This is a genomic window from Leifsonia sp. L25, assembly GCF_050632895.1.
The window spans coordinates 2,676,056-2,694,868 of sequence record NZ_JBODRZ010000003.1 but is presented as its reverse complement, the minus strand read 5'-3'; the positions used below and the strand labels follow the sequence as shown (position 1 = coordinate 2,694,868).

The following is an 18,813-nucleotide window of genomic DNA, read 5'->3' as shown; positions in this document are numbered from 1 at the left end:
GGAGCTATTCTACGTTCCCGGCGTGGGCCCTCGCGCCGTCGCCCGGGCCGCTTCCGGCGGCCGCCTCGGCCGCCAGCTCGCGCTCCTCGTCCTCCCGCTGCTTGGCGTCCCGCACGAGCCGGTACCAGAGGAAGATCGCGAACCCGGCGAAGATGATCCACTCGGCCGCGTAGAACACGTTGAGCCAGTTGAGCTCGGCCTGCTGGATCGGCGGCGGCGAGTCGATCGTGTCCAGCCCGGCGGCCGGCGTCCGGTCGACCACGTACGCGTTGTAGACGTCCATGCCGTCCACCCCGGTCCACAGGTTGTAGAGCTGGCCGACGCCCACGGTCTTCATCGCGGTCGGGTTCTTCTTGTCGTCCGGCACCTGCGGCTGCTCGTCCGGGAGGAGGCGCCCGACGATCTTCTGCGGCGCCTCCGGCTGCTCGGCGAGCTGCGCCATCACGGACTTCGCCGTCGCCTCGTCGGGAGCCCAGCCGCGCGCAACGGCGAGCGCGATACGGTGGCCGTCGCCGCCGTCCACGTCCACATGGGAGACGACCCACCAGCCGGTCTTGCCGAAGTTGATCCGGTCGTACAGGAGCTGCTCGTCGCCGGCGACGAACGTGCCGGTGAACTCCACGAGCTGGCCGACAGACTTGTCGGTCATCGGCCCGTTCGGCTTCGCGACCTGCGCGAGCGGAAGCACGGACTCAGTCGGCGCCACGACCGCCTTGCCGGACTCGATCGCGCGCTCGAGCTGCCACTGGCCGAGCGCGGCGAAGCCCGCGGCGAGCGCGAGCGCGAACAGCAGAGCGCCGATCCAGCGGGGACGGAGCATCATCTGCAGCATGGTGGAGCCACCCTGGGGCGCCTGTGCGCCGGCCGGGCTGCCGGGGGTGGTGTCGATGGGTCAGTCCCGCTTTCGTTCGACGGTCGTGTCCTGCTGCTGCATGGCCTGCTCGACGATCCGGTCCGCAGCCTGGCGCGTGTCGTGGGCGCGCGTGTCGTCGCGGCGCGTGTCGGAGTCGAGGTCCGCGGTGGCCGCCTCGACGAGTGCGATCTCCTCGTCGAGCATGGGATCGCGCGTCTTCCGCCGGTCGCGCCGCTTGGACGATCCGGTCCGGAGAATCATCGCACCGATCTTCTCGGAGTTCGCTGCGAGGACGGGCCCGAGCACGGACATGATGAGCACGTAGAGACCGGCGAACGGCGCGATGCGGGGATCGAGTCCGGCGCTGAGCGACAGCGTCGCCAGGATGAGCGCGAACTCCCCGCGGTTCTGCAGGATGACGGCGGTGTTGATCCCGGCCTGCGGACCGAAGCCGTTCAGCCACGCGACGAACTGCCCGGCCAGGATGTTCAGCACGATCGTCATCGCGACCGCGATGAGCACCGGCCCGAGCACCGCAGGGAACTTCGCCGGGTCGAGCGCGAGCCCGAAGTTGAGGAAGAAGAACGCCGCGAACACGTCGCGCAACGGGAGGGCGATGTGCTCGATCTTGTTGCGGTACTTCGTCGCGCCCAGCACGAGCCCGATCAGGAACGCGCCGATCGCGTCGGTCACGCCGAGGATCTCGCCGATCCCGGCGAACAGCACGGCCAGCCCGAAGAACAGGATGGTGAAGAGCTCATCGTCCTTCGTCCGGAACAGCCGGGAGACGTACCTCCCCCCGAACCGGGCCAGCGTGAACATCACGACCAGGAACAGGAACGCCACCGTCAGCTTGCCGACGACCGGCCAGAAGTCGGTCTCCCCGCTCAGCACGACGGAGACGATCGCGAGGTAGATCGCGATGAAGATGTCCTCCACCACCGTCACGCCGAGGATCATCGGCGTCTCGGTGTTGGGGAGTCGGCGCAGCTCGATCAGCAGCTTGGTCACGATCGCGGACGACGACGTGGCCGTCATCCCCGCGATGATGAGCGCCTCCCTGGTTCCCCAGCCGACCCAGAAGCCGAACGCGAGGCCGACGCCCATGTTGATCAGGATGTACGAACCGCCGGAGACGACGAGTTTGCCGAAGTTGCCGAAGAACTCGTCCTGATCGAACTCCAGGCCCAGGTTGAACAGCAGCAGGATGAGCCCGAAGACGGCGATGAGCTCGATGTAGTTGCTCTCGAAGTCGAGCGGGAACCAGCCGGTGTGCGGGCTCGCCAGCAGACCGACCAGCATGTAGATGGGGATCGCGGGGAGCCCCACCAGTTTGCCGAGGCGTCCGAGCACGTACGCGACGAGCAGCAGGATGCCGAGGATGACGAGGTCTTCTCCGAGATGCATGGATCAGCCTCCCGGCGGAGCGTCGGTCGTGGCCCGCACCGTTTCGCCGGTGCGGAAGAACGCGAAGGCCTTGGCGACCTTCTCCGGGGTGCCCGCGACGACGAGGGTGTCGCCGGGGAAGACCTTGAAATCGGGGGCGGGCGCCGGATTCGCGGAGTCGCCGCGGACCACGGCGACGACGGTGAGTCCGACGAAGCCGCGGTCACCGGGGGCGCCGAGCTGCTGGCCGGCGATGTAGTCCTCGTAGTCGACGGAGAACCAGTCGATGCTGAGCCCCGGGATCTGGTCGAGCGCCGTGAGCGACTCGGTGATCTGTGTGCCGCCGAGCAGCTCGGCGAGGGTGTGCGCCTCGTCCTCGCTGAGGCGCAGCGACACCTTGGTCACGTCGGCGCCGTCCTCGTGATCGGAGAACGTGATCAGGTCGCTGTGCCCGGAGCGGTGCGCGATGACGCCGACTTTCCCCCCGTCGTCCGTGACGAAGGTGTGCAACACCCCGACGCCGGGCAGTTTGACCCGTCGAACGTCAACCATTTCCGTCTCCATCCGTCGCGGGTACCGGGTACCAGTTTACCGGAGGGAGGTTTCGGGCTCTTTTCGCCGGAGACGGCTCACTCCTCTTCGGGCGGCGCGTCCAGCTCCTCCACCGGGGTCGCCGCCTTCGCCGCGGCCGCCTTCGCGGCCGGGGTCTTCGCCGACGCCGCCTTCGCCGTGCGCGTGACCGCGCCCGCCTTCTCGGCGGCCGCGTCCACATCCACGATGTCCGGCGCCTCCAGGCGCACCCGGTCGGCCGACTCGTCGTCCGGCTGCTGCTGGCTGGCCCGCTCGGCCGCGACCCGCTTCAGGTAGGTCTGCACTTCGCGCTCCTCGCGGGCGGTGTCCCAACCCAGCACGCCCGCCATCAGCGACGCCGCGACCGGCGCAGCCGAGACGCCGCGGTCCCATGCCTCGATCGAGATGCGGGTGCGGCGGGCGAGCACGTCCTCCAGGTGGAGGGCGCCCTCATGGCTGGCCGCGTAGACGACCTCCGCGCCGATGTAGTCGTCGGCACCGGGCAGCGGATGGGCGAGCGACGGGTCCTCGCGGATCAGGGCGAGGATGTCCTCCGTCATCGTCCCGTAGCGGTTGAGCAGGTGCTCGACGCGTGCCGGGTGGAGGCCGGACTCGCTCGCAATGCGGCCGCGACGGTTCCAGGCGGCCTGGTAGCCCTCCGCCCCGACGAGCGGGATCTCCATCGTCGTGCTCGCCGGGATCTTGCCGTCGAGCGCGTCGACGGCCGCGTCGATCGCGTCCTTCGCCATCACCCGGTACGTCGTCCACTTGCCGCCGGCGATGACGACCAGGCCGGGAACCGAGTGCGCGACGAGGTGCTCACGGGACAGCTTGGACGTCTCCTCGGACTCGCCCGCGAGCAGCGGGCGCAGGCCGGCATACACGCCCTCCACATCCTCCCGGGTGAGCGGGACGTTGAGCACCTGGTTGACGTGTGCGAGCAGGTAGTCGATGTCGGCCGCCGTCGCCGCGGGGTGCGCCTTGTCGAGGTGCCAGTCGGTGTCGGTCGTGCCGATCAGCCAGTGCCGGCCCCACGGAATGACGAAGAGCACGCTCTTCTCGGTCCGGAGGATCAGGCCCATCTTCGACTGGAAGCGGTCGCGCGGGACGACCAGGTGGATTCCCTTGGACGCACGGACCTTGAACTGACCGCGCTCCCCCACCATCGACTGGGTGTCGTCCGTCCACACGCCGGTCGCGTTGACGACCTGCTTGGCGCGGATCTCGAAGCGCTCGCCCGTCTCCAGGTCGTGCGCCTGCACGCCGACGACGCGCTCGCCGACCTTGAGGAAGCCCTCCACGCGGACACGCGGCGCGATGTGCGCGCCGTAGTGGGCCGCTGTGCGGGCGAGCGTAGCGGTGTAGCGGGCGTCGTCCACCTGCGCGTCGTAGTAGGTGATACCGCCGACGAGCGCGTTCGGGGCCATGCTCGGGATCGCTTTGAGCACCTGCCGTTTGCTGAGGTGGCGGTGGTGCGGCACCCCCGGCGGGCGGAGACCGCTGTACGAGAAGATGTCGTAGAGCATCATGCCGGCGCCGATGTAGAAGCGCTCCCAGACGCGCTTGTGCAGCGGGTAGAGGAACCGGACCGGCTTGACCAGGTGCGGAGCGATGCGCTGCAGCAGAAGGCCGCGCTCGATCAACGCCTCCCGCACGAGCCCGAAATCGAGCTGCTCCAGGTAGCGGATGCCGCCGTGGACGAGCTTGGACGACCGGCTGGAGGTGCCGGACGCGAAGTCGCGGGCCTCCACCAGACCGACGCTCAGCCCGCGGGTGACCGCGTCGACCGCGCTGCCGACGCCGACGATGCCGCCGCCGACCACGAGGATGTCGAGCTCGGTGTTCTTCAGCGCCTCGATCGCGGCGGCGCGCTCGGCGGGGCCGAGGCGTGAAGGGTAGCCCACCGCCGTCGACTGCGCGGCGGTGCCGGACGGGGATGTTGTCGCCATCGTTTCCTCCTCCCCGGCCGCCTTCGGCCAGGACCTAATGCGATTGGTAGGGCGCCACCACTACTTCGACGCGCTGGAACTCCTTCAAGTCCGAGTATCCCGTCGTAGCCATGCTCCTGCGCAAGGCCCCCACGAGATTCGCAGTTCCCTCGGCGACCGGCGCGGGCCCGTAGAGGACCTCCTCGAGCGGTGCGACCTGGCCGACCTCGACCCGGTTGCCCCGGGGAAGCTGCGGGTGGTGCGCTTCCGCGCCCCAGTGCCAGCCGCCTCCCGGGGCGTCCGTGGCACGGGCGAGCGCGGTGCCGAGCATGACGGCGTCGGCGCCGCAGGCGATCGCCTTGACGATGTCGCCCGAGCTGCCGAGGCCGCCGTCGGCGATGACGTGCACGTAACGTCCGCCCGACTCGTCCATGTAGTCGCGGCGCGCGCCGGCGACGTCCGCGACGGCGGTGGCCATCGGGGCGTGGATGCCGAGCGTCGAGCGGGTGGTGGAGGCCGCGCCGCCGCCGAAGCCGACGAGCACGCCGGCCGCCCCGGTGCGCATGAGGTGCAGGGCCGCCGTGTAGGTCGCGGCGCCGCCGACGATCACCGGCACGTCGAGTTCGTAGATGAACTTCTTCAGGTTGAGGGGCTCCACGCTCTTCGAGACGTGCTCGGCGGAGACGGTGGTGCCGCGGATGACGAACAGGTCGACGCCGGCCTCCACCACGGTCTGGTAGAGCTCCTGGGTGCGCTGCGGCGAGAGCGCGCCGGCGACGGTGACCCCGCCCTCCCGGATCTCGGCGAGGCGCCGGGTGACCAGCTCGGGCTTGATCGGCTCGGCGTAGATCTCCTGCATGCGCCGGGTCGCCCTGTCGACGGGCAGCTCGCGGATCTCCGCGAGCAGCGGCTCCAGGTCTTCGTAACGGGTCCAGACGCCTTCCAGGTCGAGCACGCCGATGCCGCCGAGCTGACCCATCATGATCGCGGTGGTCGGCGAGACCACCGAGTCCATCGGAGCGGCCAGGAACGGGATGGAGAACTGGTACGCGTCGATCGTCCAGGCGACCGAGACGTCCTCGGGGTCGCGGGTGCGCCGGCTGGGCACCACCGCGACGTCGTCGAAGGCGTACACGCGGCGGGCACGCTTGGCCCGCCCGATCTCAATCTCCATACTCACGGGTTCAGTCTATGGCGCGGCACTGGCAGAGTAGGCAGGTGACCGTCGACGCAGAGCCCCTCGCCCGTCTCCGCCAGCGCACCAGCGAGAAGTGGTCGCTCTATCCCGACGACGTGCTCCCGCTGTTCGTGGCGGAGACCGACTACCCGCTCGCACCGCCGATCGCCGCCGCCCTGCACGCCGCGATCGACCGCAGCGACACCGGCTACATCGGCGAGGACGACCGTGCGAAGAGCGCCTTCGCCCGCTACGCCCACGACACCTGGGGCTGGGAGGTCGACCCGGCGTCCGTCCTGACGACCACCGATGTCAGCGTGGTGATCGTGGAGGCGCTGCGCATGCTGATCACGCCGGGCGACCGGGTCGTCATCACGCCGCCGGTCTACCCGCCGTTCTTCGAGCTCATCCCGGAGGCGGGCGGTGTGGTCGAGGAGGTGTCGCTGCTCGACGACGGAACGACCTGGTCCCTCGACCTCGACGGCCTGGAGCGCGCCTTCGCCGGCGGCGCCCGCGCCTTCCTGCTGTGCCACCCGCACAACCCGCTCGGCCTCGTCCACCCGCGGGCCGACCTGGAGGCCGTGGCCGCGCTCGCCGCCCGATACGACGTCGCCGTGGTGAGCGACGAGATCCACGCGCCGCTGACCCACTCGGACGCGACGTTCACGCCGTTCCTGTCGGTGTCGGAGGAGGCGCGAGAGGTCGGCGTGGCGGCGCACTCGGCGAGCAAGGCGTGGAACCTCGCCGGGGTGAAGTGCGCGCTGATGGTCACCGCGTCGCCGAGGCGAACGGCACAGCTCCACGCCCTCCCGGCGGAGGTGGAGGTCCGCACCAGCCTGCTGGGCCGGATCGCCACCGAGGCGGCCTTCAACGAGAGCCGCGAGTGGCTGGCCGGCACCCTGGAGTCGATCGAGGCCAACCGTGCGCTCTTCGGCCGGCTGCTCTCCACGCACCTCCCGGAGGCGTTCTACCGCGAACCGCACGCGAGCTACCTCGCCTGGGTGGATTTCCGCGACCTCGGCTGGGGCGACGAGCCCGCCGCGCGCATCCTGTCGGAGGCGCGGGTGGCGCTGGTGCGCGGCCTCGACTTCGGCCGCCAGGGCGCGGGCTTCGCACGCGTCAACCTGGCGTGCTCCCCCGAGGTCCTCACCGACGCGGTGCGTCGAATCGCGCGCCTGCGCTGACATTCGTCACGAATGTCGCGAATTCGCGCACGAAAGCCGCGATTCGTCACGAATCGCGACTCCGACCATCGTCCACATTCGTCACGAATGTCGCGCATGCCCGCGTGAAAGCCGCGATTCGTCGCGAATGTCGGGCCTCAGACTTCGACCGCGTAGCCGAGAGCGAGGTCGGCGGCGTTGACACCGCGAATGCCCCAGTTGACCTTCGGTGTCTCGAAGACGGTGATCTCGACGCTGTGCGGCGGGACGCCGGTGGCCGCTTCGATCCGGGCGAAGAGCTCGACGATGAGGGCACGCTTGGCTTCGACGCTCCGCCCCTCGAACATCGACACCTCGATGATCGTGTAGTCGTCGCCGCGGTCGGACGGATAGACGAAGTCCGCCGGGTCCATGCCGATCAAGCGGTGGAACCGCTTCTCGGGCGGATAGGCGAGCGCGGTCATGACCGCGCCGTGGATCGCGTCGGACAGTGCGTCCCGGTGCCGGTCGATGGTGGCACGACGAGCGAAGACGGTTACTTGGGCCATACGTTCCCCACATTCGGGCGTCCCGACGGCAGACAGACGCCTAATAAAATACTAAAGTACAGATTCTGTGTCTCTATCCCGGTCGGTCGACAACGGAGGACATCAGCGCGCGGACACCCCCGAAACGCAGTCAACGGAGGAGATCCAGGCCCGAAGAGGCTGGATCTCCTCCGTTGGCGGAGCGGCCGCGTCAGCGGCGGTAGTTGGGCGCCTCCACGACCATCTGGATGTCGTGCGGGTGCGACTCCTTGAGCCCGGCCGCGGTGATCCGGACGAACCGGCCGCGCTCCCGGAGCTCCGGGATGGTACGCGCGCCGACGTAGAACATCGACTGGCGGAGGCCGCCGACGAGCTGGTACGCGACGGCGGACAGCGGACCGCGGTACGGGACCTGGCCCTCGATGCCCTCGGCGATGAGCTGCTCATCGCTGGGCACGTCGGCCTGGAAGTAGCGGTCGCGCGAGTACGAGGTCTTCTTGCCGCGGGTCTGGAGGGCGCCGAGCGACCCCATGCCGCGGTAGTTCTTGAACTGCTTGCCGTTGACGAACACGAGGTCGCCGGGCGACTCCGCGGTTCCGGCCAGCAGCGAGCCGAGCATGACGCTCTCCGCGCCGGCGACCAGCGCCTTGGCGATGTCGCCCGAGTACTGGAGGCCGCCGTCGGCGATGAGTGGGACGTCCGCCGCGCGCGCGGCCAGCGAGGCCTCGTACACCGCGGTCACCTGCGGCACGCCGACGCCGGCGACGACGCGGGTGGTGCAGATGGAGCCCGGGCCGACGCCGACCTTGATGGCGTCCGCGCCCGCGTCGATGAGCGCCTGTGCGCCGGAGCGGGTGGCGACGTTGCCGCCGATGATGTCGACGTGCGAAGCGCGCGGCTCGTGCTTGAGCCGGTGGATGATGTCGAGCACGCCGGCGGAGTCGCCGTTGGCGGTGTCGACCACGATGACGTCCACGCCCGCGTCGACCAGGGTCATCGCGCGGTCCCAGGCGTCGCCGAAGAAGCCGATCGCGGCGCCGACGCGCAGGCGGCCCTCGTCGTCCTTCGTGGCGTTCGGGTACTTCTCGCTCTTGTCGAAGTCCTTGACGGTGATGAGTCCGCGGAGGCGGCCGTCGGCGTCCACGAGCGGGAGCTTCTCGATCTTGTGCTCGGCGAAGATGGCGACCGCGGAGTCCGGGTCGATGCCGACCGGAGCAGTGATGAGCGGCATGCGGGTCATCACGTCGCGCACGAGGGTGGCGGAGCGCTCGAACGGGGAGACGAAGCGCATGTCGCGGTTGGTGATGATGCCGACAAGCTTGCCGTCGCCCTCCACGACCGGGAGGCCGGAGACGCGGAACTGCCCGCACAGGAGGTCGACCTCCTCGACGGTGGCGTCGGGGGTGGTGGTCACCGGGTTGGTGATCATGCCCGACTCGGACCGCTTCACCTTGTCGACGTTGGTGGCCTGGTCTTCGATGGACAGGTTGCGGTGGATGATACCGATCCCGCCGTGCCGGGCCATCGCGACGGCCATGCGCGACTCGGTCACGGTGTCCATAGCGCTGGAGAGGAGCGGGGTCGCCATGCTGATCCGCTTGGTCAGGCGAGTCGAGGTGTCCGCCTCGCTCGGGATGACGTCGGTGTGCCCGGGAAGGAGCATGACGTCGTCGTAGGTCAAACCGATGAATCCGAACGGATCCGCCTGGTCCATTTCACCCCTATCAAGGTCGCGCGAGTTGTGGATGATCCATGGTAACGGCACAAGCTGGTGGGATATTCCAGCCCCTCACTCCACCGTCGCCAGATCCAGCTCCGCCTGCTTCTTGCCCTGCCGGGCCGCCACGATCATGTCGACGCTGAGGACGGCGAGCGCCAGCCAGACGATCGCGAACCCGACCCAGCGCTCGGGCGGCATCGCCTCGTGCAGCACCGCTACGCCGACCAGGAACTGGATGAACGGCGCGAAGTACTGGATGAAGCCCATGTAGACCAGCGGCAGCCGGCGGGAGGCGGCGGCGAAGAAGAGCAGCGGGACCGCCGTGATCACGCCCGCGCCGACCAGGGCGACGGTGTGCCACGCGCTCACCGAGCCGATCGTCAGGCCGGCCGTGAGGCTGACCACCACGAGTTGCACGATCGCGACGGGCGTCAGCCACATCGTCTCCAGCGTCAGGCCGGAGACGGCGTCGACCCTGCCGCCGACGCGCTTCTTGATGAGGCCGTAGAAGCCGAACGAGAACGCCAGGATGAGGGCGATCCACGGGACCTGCCCGTAGCCGATCGCGAGCACGACGACCGCGACGATACTGACGCCGACCGCCACCCACTGGGCGATGCGAAGTCGCTCGCGCTGGACGATGACGCCGAGGAACACGGTCACGATCGGATTGATGAAGTAGCCGAGCGCGGCTTCCACGACGTGCCCGCTGACCGTTGCCAGCACGTACGTCTGCCAGTTGACGTAGATGAGCGCGCCGGCGAGGCCCATCGTGAACAGGACCCTGCGGTCCTTCAGAAGCGCGCCGAACGTACGCCACGCGCGCGTGACGGTGAGAGCGATCGCGCAGAACACCAGCGAGAAGATCACCCGCCAGGCGACGATCTCCCAGGCGGAGGAGGGCGCGAGCGCCAGGAAGTAGATGGGGAGGATGCCCCAGAGGACGTAGGCGCTGACCGCGTAGGTCAGACCGGACCTGCGGTGTTCGGAGAGGGGCTGCGACACTCCCACGACACTACTCCGACCCGGCGACACGGACGGACGTGGCGGCGGACGTGGTGGGCGCAGCGCAGCAGGGCCCGCAGGGACGGCGAAGGCCCGGGCGCGCTACCGCGCCCGGGCCTTCGAAAGAAGGTGCGTCAGCGGACGACGACCGCGAGGACGTCGCGCGCCGAGAGGACCAGGTAGTCCTCGCCGCCGAACTTGACCTCGGTGCCCCCGTACTTGGAGTAGATCACCTTGTCGCCGACGGCGACGTCGAGCGGAACGCGGTTGCCGTTGTCGTCGATGCGGCCCGGTCCGACGGCGACGACTTCGCCCTCCTGGGGCTTCTCCTTGGCAGTGTCGGGGATGACCAGACCGGAAGCAGTGGTCTGCTCAGCCTCGACCTGCTTGATGACGATGCGATCTTCGAGCGGCTTGATGGAGACCGACACGGTTGACCTCTTCTTTGGTGAACTCAGTCTTTGCGAACTCAATACGTCTGCGCGGCTTGCGTTAGCAAACTCGCACGGAGAGTGCTAACACGAGTCTAGGGGGTGCGTTAGCAGTCACGCAACGTGAGTGCCAGAAGGTACCGTGGTGCACATGGACCGGTCCGAACTCGTCGAGCTGCTCAGCCCCGAAGGCCTCAGGCTGCTCGACTCCCTGCCTCCGTACCGGTCCGAGAAGGACGTGCTCGCGATGGTCACGGACCTCCGCAAGCAGGGCCACTCCCCCGGCCTGGTCGCGGCGGTGCTGACGCAGGCGAAGCTGCGCAAGAAGGCGGTCGGCAAGTTCGGCGAGTTCGCTTCCCGGATGCTCTTCACCGAGGCCGGACTGGAACAGGCGACACGCCTCTCGGTCGCGGCACGCCACGCGGGACGGTTCCGCGCGGCCGGGCTGACCCGCGTCGCGGATCTCGGCTGCGGCATCGGCGGCGACGCCCTCGCGCTGGCGGCCCTGGACCTGGAGGTCACGGCGGTGGACGCGGACGAAGTCACGGCCGCGATCGCCGCCTTCAACCTCGCGCCCTTCCCGTCCGCGACAGTGGAGCACCGCCGCGCGGAGGACATCAGCCTCCGAGCGATCGACGGCGTCTTCCTCGACCCGGCCCGCCGCACCGCCGGTCACACGGACACCGACCGGCTGACCGACCCCGACGACTACACGCCGTCGCTCGGCTTCGCGTACGAGCTGGCGACCGGACGCTCGGTCGGGCTCAAGCTCGGCCCCGGTTTCGACCGCGACCTCATCCCGTCGACCGCCGAGGCACAGTGGGTGTCCGCCGACGGGCAGGTCGTCGAGCTGGGGCTGTGGTTCGGCGCGCTCGCCCGCACGGGCATCCGGCGAGCGGCCCTGGTGCTGCGCGGCGACGAGGCGAACGAGCTGACAGCGGAGGCCGACAGCGAGGACGCCGAGACCGGCGAGCTCGGCGAGTACCTCTACGAGCCGGACGGCGCGGTCATCCGTGCGCGCCTGATCGGGGACCTCGCCCGGCGGCTCGACGGACGGATGCTCGGCGACGGCATCGCCTACATCACGGCCGATGAGCCTGTGTTCACGCCGTTCGCCGCGGGCTTCCGCATCCTGGAGACGCTTCCCTTCGCCGAGAAGGACCTCAAGAAGGCGCTGCGAGCGCGCGGGATCGGCACGCTGGAGATCAAGAAGCGCGGCGTGGACGTTGACCCCGCCGCGCTCCGGACGCGCCTCAAGCTCTCGGGCGACCGTCCGGCGACACTGATCCTCACCAGGGTCGCCGGACGTCACACCGCGTTGCTCGCCGAGCGCGTTTGACCGCGAGGGGTCAGCGCCCGGCGCCGGTCAATACCGGTACGTGTTCGACAGGTTGGCCAGGATGAGCCCCCAGACGATCCAGAAGATGATCGCGATGACCACCGCCACGAATCCGAGGATGATTCCGGTGAGCCAGAAGCCCTTGGCCTGCGGCTCCTTGCTGCGGCCGATGAAGCCGAGGACGATCGCTGCCACCGCGAACAGTGCGCCGATCCCGAACGCGAAGTTCAGGATGATGCCGACGATGCCGCCGACGAGCGACAGGATGCTCAGGATGGGCGACTTGGTCGCGGGCGCCGTCGCATACGGCTGCGCGTAGCCGGGCGCGGGCTGACCGTAGGCGGGCTGACCGTAACCGGGCTGGCCGGGCTGCTGACCGTAGGGCTGCTGCTGACCGTACGGCTGCTGACCGTAGGGCTGCTGCTGGCCGTAGGGCTGCTGCTGCTGGCCGTAGGGGTCCTGGCCATACGGCTGTTGCTGCCCGTACGGCTGCTGCGGCGCGCCGTACCCGGGCGCGGCCGGCGGAGCGGGCTGCGCCGGCGGCGCGGGTGGGGCGACCGGGGGCGTCGGCGGGACGGCGTCGGGCGCCGCCGCGGGCGGGATGTCGGAGGACGGCGGAACCGGCTGGGCCGGCGTGCTGCCGTCCGTCCCTTCGGGCTCCGGGGCGCCGGACGGGGTGTTCGGATCGGACATGCTGCCCATCTCCTTCTCTGGTGAGTTCCTGAGAAATCTCTGTACTGAATCCATCGTCTCAGCGGGGCGACAGCGTGTCAACGCATGCAATTCCGCGCGGACTCAGACCTCCGCGACCTGGATGTCCGTGACCGGGAGCGTGGAGTCCGCGCCGAAGTCCAGGCGGCTCGGCGCGCGGCCGGCCATGATGAGCTGCGCGCCCAGCGCCGCGATCATCGCGCCGTTGTCGGTGCACAGCGAGAGGGCCGGGATCCGCAGGGCCACGCCGGCCTCCGCCGCCCGCTGCACCGCGAGCTGACGCACCCGCGCGTTCGCGACGACACCGCCGCCGAGCAGCAGGCGCGGCACGTCGTGATCGAGGCACGCGGCGATCGCCTTGGTGATCAGCACGTCCGCGACGGCCTCCCGGAAGGACGCGGCGACATCCGCGACCGGCACCTCCTCGCCGGCGTCCTGGCGCTGCTCGACCCAGCGCGCGACCGCGGTCTTCAGACCGGAGAAGGAGAAGTCGTAGCGGTGCCGTTCGAGGTCCTTCGGCTTGGTCAGCCCGCGCGGGAACCGGATGGCGCGCGGATCGCCGTCCGCCGCGACACGGTCGATCTGCGGGCCGCCCGGGTACGGGAGGCCGAGTACGCGCGCCACCTTGTCGAAGGCCTCGCCCGCCGCGTCGTCGATGGTCTCGCCCAGCAGCTCCACGTCGGAGACCAGGTCGCGTACCAGCAGCAGCGAGGTGTGGCCGCCGGAGACCAGCAGTGCCACGGTCGGCACCTCGACCGGGTGGCCGGGACCTCCCGCCGCGTCGAGGACATCCGCGCCGACGTGGCCGACCAGGTGGTTGACGGCGTAGAGCGGCTTGCCGAGCGACAGCGCGAGCGCCTTCGCCGCGCCGACGCCGACCATGAGCGCGCCGGACAGCCCGGGACCGCTCGTCACCGCGATGGCGTCGACATCCGCGAGCTCGATCCCGGCGTCGGCGACGGCGGTGCGGAGAGTCGGGGTCAGCGCCTCGAGATGCGCGCGCGCCGCGACCTCCGGGACGACGCCGCCGTACCGGGCGTGCTCCTCCATCGAGGAGGCGATCGTGTTCGAGAGCAGGGTCGTGCCGCGCACGATGCCGACGCCGGTCTCGTCGCAGGAGGTCTCGATGCCGAGGACGAGCGGCCCGTCGCCGTGCGATCCGTGCTGAGCGTCGTTCATGCGATCGTGGTCTCCGGAGTCGGGACGGTCAGGCGCATGACGATCGCGTCCACCCCGTCCGGCTGGTAGTAGCGGGGGCGCACGCCGATCTCCTCGAAGCCGAGCGTACGGTACAGAGTCTGCGCGCCCGGGTTGTCGGAGCGCACCTCCAGGAACACCTCGCGGGCGCCGCGGTTGCGGGCCTCCCCGATGAGGGCGAGCATGAGGGCACGCCCGAGACCGTGCCGACGGGCGTGCGGCGCGACGGCGATGGTCTGGATGTCGCCCTCGCCTGCGCCGCGCGGGGCGAGCAGGCCGGCGTAGCCGTCGATGCGGTCCGGGTCGTCGAGCCCGACCGCCACCAGGTAGTAACCGTGCGAGCCGGTCACCTCGGAGCGCATCGACTGCTCCGACCAGGCGTCGGTGACGAAGGTCGCGCGCTCCAGCAGCATGATCGCGTCGACGTCCGCCTCGGTGGCGCGGCGAAGCTGCCAGGACGGCTCGCTCACGCGCTCACCCGCTTCGGGCCGGCGGAGAGCGTCACATCCGGCGAACGCAGGTAGAGCGGCTCGTCGCGGTCGAACGGGAGGCCGGCGGCGAAACGCAGCTCGGCGATCATCCCGAGCAGTCCCGCGGAGACGGTGGCGGCCTCCTCGCGCGGCAGGTCCGGGTGCGGCAACGCGTCCGGCTTGTCCAGCCCGGGTCCGTCGAGGCGGACGGGGAGTCCGCGCTCGTCCACGCCCGAGTACGCGGTCCAGTAGCGCTCGCGGCGGCGCGCGTCGGTCACGACCAGGAGCGGACCGGCGTGCCCGGCCAGGTAGCGTTCGTAGGCGACGGCGTCGTGACTGACGACGGGAACGAGCGGGCGCCCGGCGCCGAACGCGAAGGCGGTAGCGGCGGCGATGCCGACCCGGAGGCCGGTGAACGGGCCGGGACCCATCCCGGCGACAACGCCCGAGAGCTCGCCGACACGCGTGCCGGACGCGTCGAGCGCCGCGGCGACGAGGTCGCCGATCACCTCGGCGTGCCGCATGGTGTCCGGCTCCGTCACTTCGGCGAGAATGCCGCCGTCACGGTCGACCACGGCGACACTCGTGCCCGCGGAGGTGTCGATGGCGAGGAGCATGCCTCCAGCCTAGGCCGGATGCGCACCGCCTGCGGATCCGCCCGCTGTCCTGTGTGCGAAGCTGTCGGGACGGCATCCTCGCGATTCGCCGATTTCGTCCGCATCCCCGTCGGGTCCGTCCGCTGAGAAGGAGAACCCCGTGACAGACAGCACCCTCGACCGACCCGAGGTCACCACGACGGCAGGACGTGTGCGCGGCCGTTGGCGCGACGCTTCGGCCGCCTTCCTCGGCATCCCGTTCGCGGAGCCGCCGGTCGGCGAGCTGCGCTTCGCCGCCCCCGTCCCGCACCGCCCGTGGGAGGAGGTGCTCGACGCCGGCGAACACGGCGCGACCCCGCAGCGCACGGCGCTGGCGGAGATCACGCTGATCCCCGAGCCGTCGTACCCGGGCGAGTCGACCCTCAACGTGGACGTCTTCACCCCACGACCCGGCGACGCCGACGCGAAGCTGCCCGTGCTGGTCTACGTCCACGGCGGCGGCTACGTCGCCGGATCTCCCGCCAGCCCCTGGTACGACGGCGCCGCCTTCAACCGCGACGGGATCGTGACGGTGAGCGTCTCGTACCGGCTCGGTTTCGACGGCTTCGGCTGGATCGAGGACGCCCCGGCCAACCGCGGCGTCCTCGACTGGATCCTGGCGCTGGAGTGGGTGCGCGACAACATCGCGTCCTTCGGCGGCGACCCGGCGCAGGTCACGATCGCGGGCCAGTCGGCCGGTGGCGGGGCGGTGCTCACCCTGCTCACGGTGCCGCGCGCGGCGCATCTGTTCCAGCGGGTCTACTCGATCTCCGCCACCACGGCGAGCGTGACCCGGGAGGACGCCGAGCGCTACGGCCGCGCCCTGGCCGCCGCCGCGGGAGTCGAGCCGACGCGCGCCGGACTGTCCACGCTGACCGAGGAGCGCATCCTGGCGCTGCAGGGCGAAGACGACGCGGTCGCCTCGCCGGACGCGCCCGCGGACCCGCTCGCCCCGCTGCGCGCGCTGGCCTCCGGGTCGGCGCTGCGCTGGGCCCCGGTCGTGGACGGCGACCTCGTATCCGCGCCCATCGGCGCGGCGGTCGCGGACGGCGTCGGCGCCGACAAGGCGCTGGTGCTCGGCGCGACCGACAACGAGTTCAACCTGGCCGCAGCGGACATGCGCGAGACGCTGGCGGACGCCGATCCGGCCGCCCTGCTGACCGCGATCGGCGTCTCGGAGGAGGCCGCAGGCGCCTACGCGGCCGCCCACCCCGACCTCGACACCGCCGGGACGCTCGGGCAGTTCGTCACGGACACGATGTTCCGCGCGCCCGCCCGCGCGATCGCGGAGTCCCGGGCTGCAGGCGGCGCCCCCGCCTGGGCCTATCGCTTCGCCTGGACGTCGCCCACCTTCGGCACGGCCGTGCACCGCCTCGACGTGCCGTTCTTCTTCGACTGCCTCCACAGCGAGCGAGTGGGCTACATCGCGGGCGAGCAGCCCCCGGCGTCCCTCGCCGACGACGTGCACGGAGCGGCGGTGCGGTTCATCGCGACCGGCGACCCGGGCTGGCCTGCGTACACGGCACCGGAGCGCGACGTGCAGGTGTTCGACGTCCCGACCACTGTCGTGCGGGACGGGCTGGCCGACGTCGGCGCGCTTCAGAGCGCGCGCTGACGCGGGGAGGCAGCGGGGTCGCAACACGCCGTTACGCGAGAGCGGGTGCGGCGTGTTGCGACCCCGCTGCTGCGTGTGGGGTGGGTCAGGCGGCCCAGCGGGGGCCGAAGCCCGTCACCGTGACCGTGCGCGGCTCGTCCGCGTCGAGCTCGACGTCGCCGAGGTCGGCGTCCGCGACGTCGTCCCCGGCGCCTTCCTGGTGACCCGATCCGCCTGTCGGCCGCACGATGTCGACCTCCAGCCAGGACTCCGCGACGCCGTCGAGCATCCCGCCGCCCCACTCGACCACGACGACGGAGCCCCCGAAGTCGATGTCGAGGTCGTCCAGCTCCACCGCGCTGCCGAGCCGGTAGGCGTCGACGTGCACGAGCGGCGCGCCCTCGACCAGGCTCGGGTGCGTGCGCGCCAGAACGAACGTCGGACTCGTGACCGGGCCGCGGACGCCGAGGCCCTCGCCGATCCCGCGGGTCAGGGTCGTCTTGCCCGCGCCGAGCGGTCCGGTCAGCACCACCAGGTCGCCGGCGACCAGCATCCCGGCCAGCTCCAGCCCCAGCGCGTGCATGTCGTCGCCGGTGTCGACCGTGCGCTCGATCAGGACGCGGCCGCTCACGCCGCTCCCCGCGGTACGTGCGCCGCAGCCGGCCGCCCAGCCGCGTGACGATCTCGTAGTTGATCGTGTCCGCGGCCTCCGCCCAGTCGTCCGCTCCCGGCACACCCGTCGCCGGGTCGCCGAACAGCACGACTTCGTCGCCGACCGCGACCTCCGCGTCGCCGACATCCACGACGAACTGGTCCATCGCGACCCGGCCCGAGATGCGGTACCGCTTGCCGGCGATGGACACCGGACCGCGGCCCGACGCATGGCGCGGGATGCCTTCGGCGTAGCCGAGCGGGACGAGTACGAGCGTGGTCTCGGCCTCGGTGCGGTACGTGTAGTCGTAGGAGACACCCGTGCCCGGAGCCACCCGGCGCACGGCCGCGACCCGGCCGCGCAGCGTCATCGCCGGGCGGAGCCCGAGCTCCGCCGCCGACGCGGCGCCGAAGGGGCTGAGCCCGTAGACGGCGAGCCCGAACCGCACCAGGTTGAACCGCGACTCGGGGAGGCTGAGCGCGGCGGCGCTGGCGGCGATGTGCCGCAGCGCGGGGCGGAGGCCGGCCGCCTCCGCGCGTTCGATGCCCCAGGTGAACCGCGCGATGGCCGCCCGGTCGTCGTCGGGCGACGCGTTCGACAGATGGCTGAACAGGCCGCGCACCACGAGAGTCCCCGACTCTTCGAGCTCGTGGGCCCGTGCGACCACCGCCTCCCACTCGGACGCAGGGATGCCGTTGCGGCTGAGCCCCGTCTCGAGCTTGAGCTGCACGAACGCCGGGCATTCGGCGGTCCCCACCGCGGCTGCGGCCTCGAGCTGCGCGCCCGACGAGATGCCCACGTCCAGCCCCGCCGCGACGGCGGCGGCGAAGTCCTCGTCGGGGTCGTGCAGCCACGCGAGCACCGGGGCCTCGACGCCCGCCGCGCGCAACGCCAGCCCCTCGGAGATATCCGCGACGCCCAGCCAGTCCGCGCCGCCGGCGAGCGCCGCACGTGCGCACTCCACCGCACCGTGCCCGTAGGCGTTCGCCTTCACCACGGCCATCACATGCTCGGTGCCGACGAGCTCGCGCAGGCGCGCGACGTTGGCGGTCACCGCGTCCAGGTCGACGACGGCCTCGCGGAAGCCGCCGCTCACGCGTCGCGCTCCAGGACGACGAACGCGGAGGCGATCCCGGCGTCGTGCGACATCGACACGTGGACGTGCGCGATGCCGCGCTCGGCGACCTGACGTCCGACCACGTTGTGCAGCACGAAACCCGGGTTCCTCTCTTCGTCGGGCACGATCTCCATGTCGTGCCAGCGCACGCCCTCCGAGCCGCCGAGCGCCTTGATCAGCGCCTCTTTGGCGGCGAAGCGCGCGGCCAGGGAGTGCACCGGGAGGCCGCGCTCGGCCTCCGTGAAGAGGCGCTCCCGCAGCTTCGGGGTGCGCTCCAGCGATCGGGCGAAGCGCGCCAGATCGACGACGTCGATCCCGATGCCGGCGATCACGGCGGC

The 18,813-nt window shown here is 70.9% G+C and carries 18 protein-coding genes and 1 pseudogene; 3 read left to right on the top strand and 16 right to left on the bottom strand.

Features of this window, described 5'->3' with window-relative positions; genetic code table 11:
• Positions 1 to 4: 4 nt before the first annotated feature.
• From ACRAWC_RS17585 to ACRAWC_RS17565, 5 genes are all read right to left on the bottom strand, one after another.
• Positions 5 to 823 carry an SURF1 family cytochrome oxidase biogenesis protein gene (locus ACRAWC_RS17585; protein ID WP_431348873.1) on the bottom strand — a complete coding sequence of 273 codons (819 nt, stop codon included), beginning with the start codon at positions 821 to 823 and terminating at the stop codon, positions 5 to 7.
• Positions 824 to 892: 69 nt separating this feature from the next.
• A complete protein-coding gene (locus tag ACRAWC_RS17580) occupies positions 893 to 2,260 on the bottom strand; it encodes a cation:proton antiporter (protein WP_431348872.1) in 1,368 nt (455 codons plus the stop codon).
• A gap of 3 nt (positions 2,261 to 2,263) precedes the next feature.
• The gene (locus ACRAWC_RS17575) at positions 2,264 to 2,791 is read right to left on the bottom strand and encodes a cation:proton antiporter regulatory subunit (RefSeq protein WP_431348871.1); all 528 of its coding nucleotides are present in this window, start codon (positions 2,789 to 2,791) and stop codon (positions 2,264 to 2,266) included.
• A gap of 77 nt (positions 2,792 to 2,868) precedes the next feature.
• Positions 2,869 to 4,758, bottom strand: a complete 1,890-nt coding sequence (locus ACRAWC_RS17570; RefSeq protein WP_431348870.1) for a glycerol-3-phosphate dehydrogenase/oxidase — start codon at positions 4,756 to 4,758, stop codon at positions 2,869 to 2,871.
• 34 nt (positions 4,759 to 4,792) lie between these two features.
• Positions 4,793 to 5,911, bottom strand: a complete 1,119-nt coding sequence (locus ACRAWC_RS17565; protein WP_431349476.1) for a GuaB3 family IMP dehydrogenase-related protein — start codon at positions 5,909 to 5,911, stop codon at positions 4,793 to 4,795.
• A 44-nt stretch (positions 5,912 to 5,955) separates the two neighbouring features.
• Between ACRAWC_RS17565 and ACRAWC_RS17560 the strand changes: the two genes are divergently transcribed.
• Positions 5,956 to 7,098 carry a MalY/PatB family protein gene (locus ACRAWC_RS17560; RefSeq protein WP_431348869.1) on the top strand — a complete coding sequence of 381 codons (1,143 nt, stop codon included), beginning with the start codon at positions 5,956 to 5,958 and terminating at the stop codon, positions 7,096 to 7,098.
• 137 nt (positions 7,099 to 7,235) lie between these two features.
• On the opposite strand, the gene ACRAWC_RS17555 is transcribed toward ACRAWC_RS17560, so the two are convergent.
• The 4 genes from ACRAWC_RS17555 to groES form a co-directional block, all read right to left on the bottom strand.
• Positions 7,236 to 7,625: a tautomerase family protein gene (locus tag ACRAWC_RS17555; RefSeq protein WP_431348868.1), complete on the bottom strand. Its 390-nt coding sequence runs from the start codon at positions 7,623 to 7,625 to the stop codon at positions 7,236 to 7,238.
• A 190-nt stretch (positions 7,626 to 7,815) separates the two neighbouring features.
• Positions 7,816 to 9,318, bottom strand: a complete 1,503-nt coding sequence (gene guaB, locus ACRAWC_RS17550) for an IMP dehydrogenase (protein ID WP_431348867.1) — start codon at positions 9,316 to 9,318, stop codon at positions 7,816 to 7,818.
• A 75-nt stretch (positions 9,319 to 9,393) separates the two neighbouring features.
• Positions 9,394 to 10,329 (bottom strand): EamA family transporter RarD, encoded by a 936-nt coding sequence (gene rarD, locus ACRAWC_RS17545; RefSeq protein WP_431348866.1) that lies wholly within the window; start codon positions 10,327 to 10,329, stop codon positions 9,394 to 9,396.
• A 134-nt stretch (positions 10,330 to 10,463) separates the two neighbouring features.
• Entirely contained in the window at positions 10,464 to 10,760 is a 297-nt protein-coding gene (gene groES, locus ACRAWC_RS17540; RefSeq protein WP_055894868.1) for a co-chaperone GroES, read from the bottom strand.
• Between the two features lie 151 nt (positions 10,761 to 10,911).
• On the opposite strand from groES, the gene ACRAWC_RS17535 reads away from it, so the two are divergent.
• A complete protein-coding gene (locus tag ACRAWC_RS17535; protein WP_431348865.1) occupies positions 10,912 to 12,099 on the top strand; it encodes a THUMP-like domain-containing protein in 1,188 nt (395 codons plus the stop codon).
• Between the two features lie 27 nt (positions 12,100 to 12,126).
• Here the strand turns inward: ACRAWC_RS17535 and ACRAWC_RS17530 are convergent, their stop codons facing one another.
• The 4 genes from ACRAWC_RS17530 to tsaB form a co-directional block, all read right to left on the bottom strand.
• A complete protein-coding gene (locus tag ACRAWC_RS17530; protein WP_431348864.1) occupies positions 12,127 to 12,792 on the bottom strand; it encodes a DUF4190 domain-containing protein in 666 nt (221 codons plus the stop codon).
• 102 nt (positions 12,793 to 12,894) lie between these two features.
• Positions 12,895 to 13,989 (bottom strand): tRNA (adenosine(37)-N6)-threonylcarbamoyltransferase complex transferase subunit TsaD, encoded by a 1,095-nt coding sequence (gene tsaD / locus ACRAWC_RS17525; RefSeq protein WP_431348863.1) that lies wholly within the window; start codon positions 13,987 to 13,989, stop codon positions 12,895 to 12,897.
• Complete coding sequence (gene rimI, locus ACRAWC_RS17520; protein WP_431349475.1) at positions 13,986 to 14,420, bottom strand: ribosomal protein S18-alanine N-acetyltransferase; 435 nt, start codon at positions 14,418 to 14,420, stop codon at positions 13,986 to 13,988. Before rimI ends, tsaD begins: the two co-directional genes overlap by 4 nt.
• A gap of 53 nt (positions 14,421 to 14,473) precedes the next feature.
• The gene (tsaB, locus tag ACRAWC_RS17515; protein WP_431348862.1) at positions 14,474 to 15,094 is read right to left on the bottom strand and encodes a tRNA (adenosine(37)-N6)-threonylcarbamoyltransferase complex dimerization subunit type 1 TsaB; all 621 of its coding nucleotides are present in this window, start codon (positions 15,092 to 15,094) and stop codon (positions 14,474 to 14,476) included.
• Between the two features lie 139 nt (positions 15,095 to 15,233).
• Here tsaB and ACRAWC_RS17510 point away from each other — a divergent pair, with 139 nt between their 5' ends.
• Positions 15,234 to 16,727, top strand: coding sequence for a carboxylesterase/lipase family protein (locus ACRAWC_RS17510; protein ID WP_431348861.1), 1,494 nt, complete (start codon positions 15,234 to 15,236; stop codon positions 16,725 to 16,727).
• An 85-nt stretch (positions 16,728 to 16,812) separates the two neighbouring features.
• On the opposite strand, the gene tsaE is transcribed toward ACRAWC_RS17510, so the two are convergent.
• The 3 genes and pseudogenes from tsaE to ACRAWC_RS17495 form a co-directional block, all read right to left on the bottom strand.
• Positions 16,813 to 17,289: a tRNA (adenosine(37)-N6)-threonylcarbamoyltransferase complex ATPase subunit type 1 TsaE gene (gene tsaE, locus ACRAWC_RS17505; protein WP_431349474.1), complete on the bottom strand. Its 477-nt coding sequence runs from the start codon at positions 17,287 to 17,289 to the stop codon at positions 16,813 to 16,815.
• Between the two features lie 55 nt (positions 17,290 to 17,344).
• Positions 17,345 to 18,454: pseudogene (alr, locus tag ACRAWC_RS17500) on the bottom strand (alanine racemase); the annotation flags it as partial.
• Positions 18,451 to 18,807 (bottom strand): holo-ACP synthase, encoded by a 357-nt coding sequence (locus ACRAWC_RS17495; protein ID WP_431348860.1) that lies wholly within the window; start codon positions 18,805 to 18,807, stop codon positions 18,451 to 18,453. The pseudogene alr and the gene ACRAWC_RS17495, both read right to left, overlap by 4 nt.
• Between the last annotated feature and the right edge of the window lie 6 nt (positions 18,808 to 18,813).